At 67.7% G+C, this 11914-nt stretch carries 10 protein-coding genes and 1 pseudogene; 6 read left to right on the top strand and 5 right to left on the bottom strand.

The window, feature by feature from the left end:
* Window positions 1-73 precede the first annotated feature (73 nt).
* The 3 genes and pseudogenes from trmB (at window position 74) to BN2156_RS19405 (ending at window position 4660) form a co-directional block, all read left to right on the top strand.
* Window positions 74-871 carry a tRNA (guanosine(46)-N7)-methyltransferase TrmB gene (trmB, locus tag BN2156_RS19395; protein WP_162490933.1) on the top strand — a complete coding sequence of 266 codons (798 nt, stop codon included), beginning with the start codon at window positions 74-76 and terminating at the stop codon, window positions 869-871.
* Window positions 868-1584, top strand: a complete 717-nt coding sequence (locus BN2156_RS19400) for an NYN domain-containing protein (RefSeq protein ID WP_090516596.1) — start codon at window positions 868-870, stop codon at window positions 1582-1584. The genes trmB and BN2156_RS19400 overlap by 4 nt, the downstream gene beginning before the upstream one ends.
* A 72-nt stretch (window positions 1585-1656) precedes the next feature.
* A pseudogene (locus tag BN2156_RS19405) lies at window positions 1657-4660 on the top strand (MMPL family transporter).
* Between the two features lie 72 nt (window positions 4661-4732).
* Here the strand turns inward: BN2156_RS19405 and BN2156_RS19410 are convergent.
* A complete protein-coding gene (locus BN2156_RS19410; protein WP_090516597.1) occupies window positions 4733-5845 on the bottom strand; it encodes an AI-2E family transporter in 1113 nt (370 codons plus the stop codon).
* 72 nt (window positions 5846-5917) lie between these two features.
* Here BN2156_RS19410 and BN2156_RS19415 point away from each other — a divergent pair, with 72 nt between their 5' ends.
* Genes BN2156_RS19415 through BN2156_RS19425 form a run of 3 tightly spaced genes read left to right on the top strand, consistent with a single transcriptional unit; the run spans window position 5918 to window position 8579 of the window.
* Window positions 5918-7018 carry a lysylphosphatidylglycerol synthase transmembrane domain-containing protein gene (locus BN2156_RS19415; RefSeq protein WP_090516598.1) on the top strand — a complete coding sequence of 367 codons (1101 nt, stop codon included), beginning with the start codon at window positions 5918-5920 and terminating at the stop codon, window positions 7016-7018.
* Window positions 7019-7033: 15 nt separating this feature from the next.
* On the top strand, window positions 7034-8227 hold the full coding sequence (locus BN2156_RS19420; RefSeq protein WP_407661744.1) for a M23 family metallopeptidase: 1194 nt from the start codon (window positions 7034-7036) through the stop codon (window positions 8225-8227).
* Window positions 8214-8579 carry a DUF3054 domain-containing protein gene (locus BN2156_RS19425; RefSeq protein WP_090516600.1) on the top strand — a complete coding sequence of 122 codons (366 nt, stop codon included), beginning with the start codon at window positions 8214-8216 and terminating at the stop codon, window positions 8577-8579. Before BN2156_RS19420 ends, BN2156_RS19425 begins: the two co-directional genes overlap by 14 nt.
* Here BN2156_RS19425 and BN2156_RS19430 read toward each other — a convergent pair.
* The 4 genes from BN2156_RS19430 to BN2156_RS19445 form a co-directional block, all read right to left on the bottom strand.
* The gene (locus BN2156_RS19430) at window positions 8567-9907 is read right to left on the bottom strand and encodes a sensor histidine kinase (protein ID WP_090516601.1); all 1341 of its coding nucleotides are present in this window, start codon (window positions 9905-9907) and stop codon (window positions 8567-8569) included. The two genes, BN2156_RS19425 and BN2156_RS19430, sit on opposite strands and share 13 nt — an antisense overlap.
* Before the next feature lie 14 nt (window positions 9908-9921).
* Entirely contained in the window at window positions 9922-10590 is a 669-nt protein-coding gene (locus BN2156_RS19435; protein ID WP_162490934.1) for a response regulator transcription factor, read from the bottom strand.
* Window positions 10591-10666: 76 nt separating this feature from the next.
* The gene (locus BN2156_RS19440; protein WP_162490892.1) at window positions 10667-11047 is read right to left on the bottom strand and encodes a heme-binding protein; all 381 of its coding nucleotides are present in this window, start codon (window positions 11045-11047) and stop codon (window positions 10667-10669) included.
* Between the two features lie 170 nt (window positions 11048-11217).
* Window positions 11218-11775, bottom strand: coding sequence for a hemophore (locus BN2156_RS19445; protein WP_090516603.1), 558 nt, complete (start codon window positions 11773-11775; stop codon window positions 11218-11220).
* Window positions 11776-11914: the final 139 nt, after the last annotated feature.

Genomic DNA, 11914 nt, shown 5'->3' on the forward strand with positions numbered 1-11914 from the left:
AGGTTTAAGTCCTAACAGCTTGAGGCAACTGTTGGGTATCAATCTGTACCACGATGCGGGCACAACGCCGGAGATAAGAGACCATGGACGGATGCACCCGTCCAGGTCCGATCTCGGTGGGCCGGCGCCGGCAGATGAAGTGGCCGACGTGCCGCCCGCCCAGCCGCACCGGTTTCCCCGGGTGACCAGCTTTCGCACCCGGCGGTCCACGCTGTCACCGGCCCAGCAACAAACCTGGGACCGGCTGTGGCCCGAGCTGGGCATGCAGGCCCGTGACGAGGACTCCAATCCCGTCGTCGGCCTCGACACCGCGGCGTGGTTCGGCCGCTCGGCCCCGCTGATCCTGGAGATCGGCTCGGGAACCGGCACCTCCACGCTTGCCATGGCCCAGGCCGAACCCGATCTCGACGTGATCGCCGTGGAGGTCTACCGCAAGGGGCTGGCCCAACTGCTCAGCGCCATCGACCGCACTGCCGAGACCGGATCGCCGGTCACCAACATCCGCATGGTCCGCGGCGACGGCGTCGACGTGCTGGAGCACATGTTCGGCCACGAGACCCTGACCGGCGTGCGGGTGTTCTTCCCGGATCCCTGGCCCAAGGCCCGCCACCACAAGCGTCGCCTGCTGCAGCCGGCCACGGTCGCCCTGATCGCCGACCGCCTGCGGCCCGGCGGAATCCTGCACGCGGCCACCGACCACGCCGGGTATGCCGAGCACATCGCCGAGGTCGGTGACGCCGAGCCGCTGTTGCGCCGGGTCGAGCCGGGTGCGCAGTTGCCGATCTCGGTCGAGCGACCGGTCACCAAATACGAGCGCAAGGCGCTGGCCGGACCCGACGTCACCGAGCTGGTCTGGGAGAAACGGCCATGAGTGTGACCGAGGACATGCAGGACGAGACCACGCAGGTCAGCGCCGGTTCCGGCGCAGTGGCCGAAACGCCGGTCGGGACGCCTGCCCGCCGCGTGTTGCTCGTGTGGGACGCCCCCAATCTGGACATGGGACTGGGCGCGATCCTGGGCGGACGCCCGACCGCCGCGCACCGTCCACGGTTCGACGCGCTGGGCCGCTGGCTGCTGGCGTACACGTCGGATCTGGTCGCTGAGGCCGGCGACGACGCCGACGTCTCGCTGGAGCCGGAAGCCACCGTCTTCACCAACATCGCCCCTGGTAGCGCGGATGTGGTGCGTCCATGGGTGGAAGCGTTGCGTAACGTGGGTTTCGCCGTCTTCGCCAAGCCGAAGGTCGACGAGGACAGCGATGTCGACAGCGACATGCTCGAGCACATCGCACTGCGTCGCAGCGAAGGGCTGGCGGCAGTTCTGGTGGCGTCTGCAGACGGGCAGGCGTTCCGGCAACCGCTGGAAGAAATCGCCCGTGAGGGCACCCCAGTGCAGGTGCTTGGATTTCGCGAACATGCGAGCTGGGCGTTAGCGTCGGATACCTTGGAGTTTGTCGATCTGGAGGACATTCCCGGTGTTTTCCGGGAACCGCTGCCACGGATCGGACTGGACTCGCTGCCCGAGCAGGGAGCATGGCTGCAGCCGTTCCGGCCGCTGTCATCGCTGCTGACCGCACGTGTGTAACAACTGAAGACTCAGTCTAAGCGCGGGTCACCACAAGTTTTAGAGCGAAGTATCAAAGCGTTAGGAGCCTAAGTGTTCGCCTGGTGGGGTCGAACGGTGTACCAGTTCAGGTACATCGTCATCGGTGTCATGGTGGCGCTGTGCCTAGGTGGCGGCGTCTACGGCGCAAGTCTCGGACAGCACGTCACGCAGAGTGGTTTCTACGACGAGGGCAGCCAGTCGGTGCAGGCCTCGCTGTTGGGCGACGAGGTCTACGGCCGTGACCGAACCAGCCACGTCGTGGCCATCCTGACGCCGCCGGATGACAAGAAGGTCACCGACAAGGCGTGGCAGAAGGAGGTCACCGGCGAGCTCGACCAGGTGGTCAAGGATCACCCGGACCAGGTCGTCGGGTGGGTCGGCTGGCTCAAGGCCCCCGACACCACTGACCCGACCGTCAGCCAGATGAAGACGCAGGATCTGCGGCACACCTTCATCAGCGTGCCCCTCAAGGGCGATGACGACGACGCGATCCTCAAGAACTACCAGGCCGTCGAGGACGCTCTGCAACAGGTCAACGGCGGCGACATCAAGCTGGCCGGCCTGAACCCGCTGGCCAGTGAGCTCACCGGCACCATCGGCACCGACCAGAAGCGCGCCGAGCTCGCGATCGTGCCGCTCGTGGCCGTGGTGCTGTTCTTCGTGTTCGGCGGTGCGGTCGCCGCCGCCCTGCCCGCGATCATCGGTGGCCTGACCATCGGCGGCGCGCTGGGCATCCTGCGGTTCACCGCCGAGTTCGGGCCCGTGCACTTCTTCGCCCAACCTGTCGTGACGATGATGGGCTTCGGTATCGCCATCGACTACGGCCTGTTCATAGTGAGCCGGTTCCGAGAAGAACTCGCCGAGGGCTATGACACCGAGGCCGCGGTACGAAGATCGGTGATGACCTCGGGCCGGACCGTGGCCTTCTCCGCCGTGATCATCGTCGCCTCGTCGTTGCCGCTGCTGCTCATCCCGCTCGGGTTCCTGAAATCGATCACCTACGCGATCATCGCCTCGGTCATGCTGGCGGCGTTCCTGTCGATCACCGTGCTTCCCGCCGTCCTGGCCATCCTGGGACCCCGCGTCGACGCGCTCGGCGTGACCACGCTGCTGAAGGTGCCGTTCCTGGCCAACTGGCCGTTCTCCCGCCGGATCATCGACTGGTTCGCCGAGAAGACCCAGAAGACCAAGACCCGTGAAGAGGTCGAGCAAGGCTTCTGGGGCCGTCTGGTCAACATCGTGATGAAGCGGCCCATCGCCTTCGCCACGCCGATCCTGGTCGTCATGACGCTGCTGGTCCTCCCGATCGGCTCGCTCACACTCGCGGGTATCAGCGAGAAGTACCTGCCGCCGGACAACGCCGTGCGCCAGTCCCAGGAGCAGTTCGACAAGCTATTCCCCGGTTTCCGAACCGAGCAGATCACCCTGGTGATGAAGCGTGAAGACGGTGAGCCGATCACCGACGCCCAGATCGCCGACATGCGCGCCAAGGCGATGACCGTCAAGGGCTTCACCGATCCGGACAACAATCCGGACGCCATGTGGAAGGAACGCCCGGCCACCGACAGCGGATCGAAGGACAAATCGGTCCGGGTGATCCAGAACGGCCTGGTCAACCGCGGCGACGCGGCACAGAACATCGCCGACCTGCGGGCCCTGCAACCACCACACGGCATCGACGTGTTCGTCGGCGGCACCCCGGCGCTGGAACAGGACTCGATCCACAGCCTGTTCTCCCGGCTGCCGCTGATGGTGACGATCCTGGTCATCACCACCACGGTGCTGATGTTCCTGGCCTTCGGTTCGATCGTGCTGCCGGTCAAGGCGGCGTTGATGAGCGCCCTGACACTCGGCTCGACGATGGGCATCCTGACCTGGATGTTCGTCGACGGTCACGGGTCAGGCCTGATGAACTACACACCACAGCCACTCATGGCACCGATGATCGGTCTGATCATCGCGGTCATCTGGGGTCTGTCCACCGACTACGAGGTGTTCCTGGTCTCCCGCATGGTGGAGGCCCGCGAACGGGGCATGTCGACCGCAGAAGCCATCCGTATCGGTACCGCGACCACCGGCCGCCTCATCACCGGCGCGGCCCTGGTCCTGGCCGTGGTGGCCGGCGCGTTCGCGTTCTCCGATCTGGTGATGATGAAGTACCTGGCGTTCGGCCTGCTCATCGCCCTGCTGCTGGACGCCACCGTCATCCGTATGTTCCTGGTGCCGGCCATCATGAAGCTCCTCGGCGACGATTGCTGGTGGGCTCCGCACTGGATGAAGCGCGTGCAGCAGAAGATGGGCCTGGGCGAGACCGAACTGCCCGACGAGCGCAAGCGCCCGATGGGCCCGGAGTCCGCTGAGGACCCGCGCGCCCTGGCCGGTGTCGGCGCCCTGCCCGCACCGCGGCCGCACGATCCGACCCACCCGGCTGCCGAGCCGATGCGTCCGCAGATGCCGCGGACCAATGCCCCCTCGGCGTTGGGCACGGCACGGATCACGCCTCCTCAGGCGCAGCCGCCGCAGGCGCAGCCCCGGCAGCAGCAGCCCAACCAGGAACCGGCCACCACGCGGTTCGCGATGGCCCGCAACGCCGTGCGCAACGCGGTGAACACGGCGGTCAACACGGTGAACACCGCGACCGGCAACACCAACGCGAACAACGAGCGCACACCGCAGCCGACCGCACGTCCCACCGGAGGTCCGGCCGCTCCCCCCAAGCGTGAAGACCGCGAGATCGAATCGTGGTTGGGTGCGCTGCGTGGCGGCCCGGCCAAGGGCGGTCCGGCCAATGGCGCGCCGCCTCCCGGCCCGGCACCTGCACCGCGCCCGTCTGCCGCAGCCGCAGCCACAGCCACGTCCTCCCGCCGGCGGTGGGAGTGCGCCGACGACAGCGTTCAACGCGCAGCGTCCCGGCCAGGGGCCGGGGCCGGGTCCGAATCCGCGCCAGCGTGAGCAGGACCCGTCGACCCAGAAGTTCAAGCCCCAGGACGAGCCTCCGCGTCGTGGCGGCGGGATGAGCGCACAGGATCTGCTGCGCCGCGAGGGCCGGCTGTAAGAGCTCGCTGATCGAACGTTGGCTTGTGCTCGAAGATTCGCTGAAATCTCGACCACAAGCCGACGTTCGACGTTATTCCTCGACGACGACGCCCTCCGACTCCGACAGTTCGGCCTCCTCGGCCTCGGGATTCTCCGCTAGCAGCACCCGTGTCGAGCTGTTGATGAACGCCACCGTGGGCACCGCGAGCAGGGCCCCGACGATGCCGGCCAGCACGCCACCGCCGGCGATTGCCAACACCACCGCCAGCGGGTGGATCGACACCGCACGGCCCATCACCAGTGGTTGCAGCACATGGCCCTCCAGCTGCTGCACCGCGATGATCAGGCCGAGCGTGATCAGGGCGTAGACGAAGCCCTTGGCCAGCAGTGCCACCACCACCGCCACGAATCCGGCGACGACCGCACCGACCAGCGGGACGAAGGCGCCCATGAACACCAGCGAGGCCAGCGGCAGGGCCAGCGGGATACCCATGATCGCCAGGCCGGTACCGATGCCCACCGCATCGACCAGGGCCACCAGGAACGTCGCCCGCATGTAACCGCCCAGCGAGTGGAAGCCGGCCCGGCCGGCGTCACGGACCCGTTCGCGCACATGGGTCGGAAACACCTTGGTGACGAACGCGAAGATGTTGCGCCCGCCCTGCAGCAGGAAGATCAGCGTGAACAGCACCAGCAGCGCGCCGGTGAGCAGTTCGGTGAGGGTGCCCGCGGTGGACAACGCACCGGTGGTGAGCTTCTCCTGGTTGCGCTGCAGCGCATCGATCGCGGTGTTGCCGGCCTGGTCGATCTGCTCCTTGCTCAGTTGCAGCGGACCGTTGATCAGCCAGTTGCGCAGCCCGTCGATGCTTCGGGTCACCTGTTCCACCAGTTGCGGTGCACCCTCGATGAATTGGGAGATGACGAAGCTCAGGATGCCGCCCACCACCGCGAAACTGGCGAGCAACACCAGCGCCACGGCGGCGCCGCGCGGCGCGCCGCGGCGGTCCATGAAGTCGACGGCGGGCAGCAGCAACGCCGCCACCATGGTGGCCAGCGCCACCGGCACCACGATGACCTCAAGGTGTTTGATCAGCCATAGCAATGCCACGACGGCGCCCAGGATGACCAGCAGGCGCCATGACCAGGCAGCGACCTTGCGGACGAACGGCGTGACGGCCTCATCAGCAACAGGATCCGGTGACATGTCGGTAGCCTAATGCGGCGCGCCGCCGTAACCGGCGATGTCGTCACTACCTGCGCGGTTACCCTGTAGGGCGTGTCACAGGACGCGCCGGCCGATACGGCCCGGGAGCGGGCCGGCTCCACGCGCGGCAAGTACTGGTGGGTGCGGTGGGTGATCATCGCCCTCGCGGTCGTCGTGCTCGCCGTCGAGGTGACCCTGGTCTGGGACCAGCTGGCGAAGGCGTGGCGCAGCCTGCTGAGCGCCAACGGATGGTGGGTGCTGGCGGCGGTGGGCGCCGCGATGGCCTCGATGCACAGTTTCGCGCAGATCCAGCGGACCTTGCTGCGCTCGGCCGGAGTGCCCGTGCGGCAGTGGCGTTCCGAAGCCGCGTTCTACGCCGGCAACGCACTGTCGACCACCATGCCCGGCGGGCCGGTGCTCTCGGCGACGTTCGTCTACCGCCAACAACGCATCTGGGGCGCCTCCCCGCTGGTGGCGTCGTGGCAGCTGGTGATGTCGGGCGTGCTGCAGATCGTGGGCCTGGCACTGCTCGGCCTCGGTGGGGCGCTCATGCTCGGCGCCAGCAAGAACCCGCTGTCGCTGATCTTCTCTCTCGGCGCGTTCCTGGCGATCATCCTGCTGGCCCAGGCCGTGGCCACCAGACCCGAACTGATCGACGGGATCGGCGCCAAGGTGCTGTCCTGGGTCAACTCGTTGCGCGGCAAGCCCTCGGACACCGGGCTGGCCAAGTGGCGCGAGATCCTGCAGCAACTGGAGTCGGTCAGCCTGGGCCGTCGGGAACTCTCGGTGGCATTCGGCTGGTCGATGTTCAACTGGGTCGCCGACGTCGCCTGCCTGGCGTTCGCCTGCTATGCCGCGGGAGGTCACCCCTCGCTGGCCGGGGTGACCGTTGCCTACGCCGCGGCCCGCGCGGTGGGGTCCATCCCGCTGATGCCCGGCGGTCTGCTGGTGGTGGAGGCCGTGCTGGTGCCCGGCCTGGTCTCGTCCGGGATGACGCTGGCCTCGGCCATCTCGGCGATGCTCATCTACCGGCTGGTGAGCTGGATCTTCATCTCCACGATCGGTTGGGTGGTGTTCTTCTTCATGTTCCGTACCGAGAAGGACATCGACCCCGACGCCGGTGAGCCGGCAGATGAGCCGCGGGCCAACCCGAACCCCGACCCCGAGCACTAGGAGACGTCCATGCGCATGCGGTATCCGATCGCGGTGCTCGCCCTGACCTTGGCCGGATGCTCCTCGGCGCAGGCTCCGGAGTCCGAATCCCCCACAACCACCACCCCGCCTCCGGCGGTCACGCCGGTGGTGGGATCGGTTCTGGCCGAACCGGTCCCGGTCGCGGCCACCGATGGCCGCACACATCTGGCCTACGAACTGATGCTGACCAACACCTCGCCCGCCAACGTCACCCTCAACTCGCTGAGCGCCGCGACCGGTGATCGCAAGCTGCTCACCCTGACCGGGGACAGCCTCAAGTACTGGACCAGGGCCGTGGGCAATTCCGCCGTAGGGACCAATGTGCTGGGCCCCGGCCAAAGCGCCTACGTGTGGCTGGATGTGGTCGCCGACGATCCGGCGCAGGTGCCCACCCAACTCACCCACGAACTCGCGATCACCGTGGCCAAGCCGATGCCGCCACTCGTCCCGCCGACACTGACCGAGTCGGTGGCCCCGGTCTCGGTGCAGACCCGCAAACCGGTGTCCATCGCCCCGCCACTGACCGGCGACAACTGGGTGGACGCCAACAGCTGCTGCGATATGACCCCGCACCGCATGGCGCTCAACCCGATCAACGGAAAGGTTTGGGCGGCAGAACGATTCGCGATCGACTATGTGCAGCTCGGCGCCGACGGGCGGCTGTTCACCGGCAACCGGGCCCAGGTGTCGAGCTACCCGTATTTCGGCGCCGAGATCCACGCGGTGGCCGACGGACCGGTGGTGGCGGTGCTCGACGGACTCACCGAGCAGGTCCCCGGGGTCACACCGAGCGGCCTCACCCTGCAGCAGTACGGCGGCAACCACATCGTTCAGGACATCGGCGACGGCAACTTCGCCTTCTACGCGCACCTGCAGCCGAACAGCCTCAAGGTCAAGCCCGGTGACAAACTCAGCGCGGGTCAGGTCATCGGCGGCTTGGGCAATTCCGGCAACTCAGATGCGCCACACCTGCACTTCCACGTGATGGACGGCCCGGATCCGTTGGCGTCCAATGGTTTACCATTTACCTTCAAATCGTTCCGGCTCGATTCCCGGCTCACTTCGCTGGCCGCCGCCGACGCACTGTTCGACGGCAAGCCGGCCGCACGGCAACCGGGCTTCGCCGAGCGCGACCAAACCGACGTCAGCCCACTGGTATTGGATGTGATGACCTATGCGACGAGCTAGCGGCGCGGCGTTCGTGACCGACCTGATCTGCGTGGTGGTGTTCTGCACGATCGGACGGCGCAGCCATGCCGAGGGCATCACGGTGGCCGGGGTGGCCGAGACGGCCTGGCCGTTTCTGACCGGCACCGTGGTGGGCTGGGCGCTCTCCCGCGGCTGGCAGCGCCCGACGTCGTTGGCGCCCACCGGGGTCGTGGTGTGGGTCAGCACCGTGGTGGTGGGCATGGTGCTGCGCAAGCTGACCTCGGCCGGTGTGGCGGTCAGCTTCATCGTGGTCGCCTCCCTGGTGACCGCGGTGCTGCTGTTGGGCTGGCGCGGGGCGCTGGCCGCCGTGCGCCGCCGTCAATCCGCCTGAGCCGCATCCCCGCTCGGTGAGATGGACACCGTCAGGATGGCACGCAGACCGCCCAGCGGCCCGTCGGACAAGGTGATCTCGCCGCCGTGCAACTGAGCCTGCTGCGCCACCAAAGCCAGCCCCAGCCCGGAGCCGCCCGCCATCGCGGTACTACCCCGGCGGAACCGGCCCAGAACGGTCTGGTGCTCCTCGACCGGTAACCCGCGCCCGTTGTCGTCGACGGTGATGATCAGGTGGTTGCCGCTGCGGTGAGCGGTCAGCACGATCCGGCCGGCCTCGCCGTGGACGATCGCGTTGCGCACCAGGTTGTCCACCGCGATGCGCAGCCCACCGGGCCACCCCAGCACCAGGCCGATGTCATCGGCCACCTGTACCTCGATCCGGACAGTACCGCCGGGGCGGGAGTTCTCCCTGGCCACCCGGTCGAGGAGATCGGTGATGTCGATCAGTTCACGGTCCTCGGCCTGGGCGAGCTGGCCCGACGCGAGCTGGCCGAGCGCGGTGATGATCGCCTCGACGCGGCGCTGTGCACGGGACAGGTCGGCCACCACTTCGTCACGTTCGGACTCGGGCAGGTTGTGGATTCGCAGGGTGTCCAGATCGGCGCGCATCGCGGTGAGCGGGGTACGCAGTTCGTGCGCGGCATTGGCGGCAAAATCCTGTGCGGCCTGAAGCGAATTGGTGGTGGCCCGCTGCGCGGCTGCCAGCCGGGTGAGCATCCCGGCCATGGCCTCCGACAGATCCTCGGCCTCCCGCACGCCGCGCACCTTCGGCATCGTGTCGGTGCCGCTGTCCAGTTTCGAGGTGTGCTCGGTGAGCTTGCGCAACGGCCGGATCGCCGGCCCGGCCAGCAGCCAGCCCAATCCCCCGGCCACCAGCACCGTGACCACACCGAATCCGACGTACAGCGGAATTCGGTTGGGATTCAGCAAGATACTGTCGGCCCGGATGCCGATGGACATCAGCACCCCGCCGTGCTGGTCCACGTGGACGGTGCGCACCCGGTAGTCGACTCCGTTGACCTGTACGGTCTCGGTGCCCGGCGGCAGCGCAGGCAACTGGAAGCCGCGCTGGAACACCACCTGCCCCGTCGACCGCGACCGGCCGGTGGTCAGCACCCCTCGGGTCGGGTCCTGCAGATGTTCGGGGCTGATGCTCGCGTCGACGATCGCATCGAGCCTGCGGTCCAGCTGCGCGGAGTCGTTGTTCGCCAGCACCACCGAGGTCAGGATCGTGAACACGGCGACGACCGCCGCTGCCGCCAACGCCGAGGCCACTGCGACCCTGGTGCGCAATGACGCGGAACGGAAGATGCCGAAGATCCGCACCTACCGGTAGTTCCTCACGGCTCTTCCCGCAGCACGTAACCGATCCCGCGAACGGTGTGGATGACGCGGGGGACGTCCGGCCGCTCGAGCTTGCGCCGCAGATACGAGATGAAGACGTCGGCCACGTTGGTGTCGACGTCGAAGTCGTATCCCCAGACCAGCTCGAGGAGCCGCTGCCGGGACAACACCACACCGGTGTTCTCCGCCAACACGGCCAGCAGGTCGAATTCCCGCTTGGTCAGGTCGACGCGGTCGCCGCCGACGAACACCAGCCGGCGGGCGGTGTCGATGGTCAACGCCCCGACGGTCATGGTGTCCGAGGCACGCTCGGCATGGCTGGCGCGGCGCAACAGCGCGTTGAGCCGTGCCACGAGCTCGCCGAGGTCGAACGGTTTCGTCAGGTAATCGTCCGCGCCGGCTTCCAGCCCCGCGATGCGGTCGTTGACCGTGTCGCGGGCCGAGAGCACGCAGATCGGGATCTCGTTTCCCAATGCCCGCAGCGCGGTGACCACGGCGACACCGTCGAGTTCGGGCATCTGGACGTCGAGAACGAGCGCATCGTGCGACTCGTTGGACAACAAGCGCAGCGCCTCTTTGCCGGACGCCGCGACCCGGACGTCGAACCCCGAATGCCGCAGTCCGCGGGCTACGGAGGTACGCACATCCGGGTCGTCGTCGACCATCAGCACCGTGCGGTGCACGCTCTCGGGCGTCACGAGTCCTTCGCCGCTGGCGGGGGTTGCTTCCACCCGCACTCGGTTACGGGATGGAGGGAGCCGGAGCTTCGCCGCAGCGGTTCTTCAGGTCTACCAGCGGCTGGCGGATTCCGGTCAGCTCGGCCTTCGTCTGCGGGTTCGCTTCGAGGTAGTCGTGCACCTTGGTGCGGACCTCCTCACGCGGCAGGCCTTCCAGGCTGGTGAAGAAATTGTTCACATCGGGATGGGTGAACAGGTACGCCGAGGTCGATGCCGACACACCCGAAGCCACGCCGGCCAGATCGGCAGCGGTGCAGTTGGGGGGGTTGTTCGCCGGGTCGGCCAGCGCCGACGGGATGGCGCCGAACAGCATCGCACCGGCTACCGCGCCGGCGCCGGCCACGCCAGCTACCACGCGCCGCGCATTTCGGGCCGAGAGCAACATGGTCAAGCTCCTTCTTCGCATGTGGAAGGCCGTAACCCCAAGCGGTTAACGGCTGAAGGAAAGCTAAGCAGAATCCGTCACGACTTTCTTGCCTTGCGCGCAAACCGGCCCGTCGCCTGGTGAACCCGCAGTTCAGCGGGCCCATCATCGGCGACGCGGAGCCGGCCGGACTAGCGCGTCGAGGACGTTGCGGGGCCCGGAAGCGGACCGTAGCCCGATGTCACCGACGAGGCCGGTGACGATTGAGCCGGCACCGAGGCGCTGGGGACCCCGACGTTCTGCGCCGACGGCAGCCCGCCAGGCAAACCACCGGTGGCGGTTCCGCCGCCCTGCTGCGTGGCCTGCGCCAGCCCCATGAGTTGCGGCAGGGTGACCGGCAACTTGCATCGGCTGCCCAGGCTGGCCAGCGGCTGCTGCAACTGCTGGATGTCCTTGGCCGCCTGCGGGTTGGCATCGAAGTAGGTCTTGAGGGCGGCGATCGACTGGGCACCACCCTGCTGCTGGCTGATCGTGGTCAGCGCCTGATTGGTCTGCGGATGCGTGTCCAGGTAGTTGCCGATGTTGGTGGCCACACTGCCCGCGGTGCGGGCGACCTCGCTGGCGGCACACGGATCGGTCGCAGCCGTGGCGGACGGAACCATGAGCGCGGCCACCATCGCACCGCCTGCGCCGGTCACCGCGAGGGCGGCGGCCAGACCGCGGCGCAAACCACCGTTGGTCGGTTGCATGGAGTACTCCTTCAGCGTGGGCCCCGGCGCACACGTCAGCCGGGGTCGTCGGAAGCTATGTCGCCGGAGAGGGCCGTTCTGTTAGCACTGCCGGCGCAGCGGTGGCCTCAACGCTACGGATGTCAGCTGTGAGATGTCT

It is taken from the genome of Mycolicibacterium neworleansense, assembly GCF_001245615.1.
Classification (GTDB): Bacteria; Actinomycetota; Actinomycetes; order Mycobacteriales; family Mycobacteriaceae; genus Mycobacterium; species Mycobacterium neworleansense.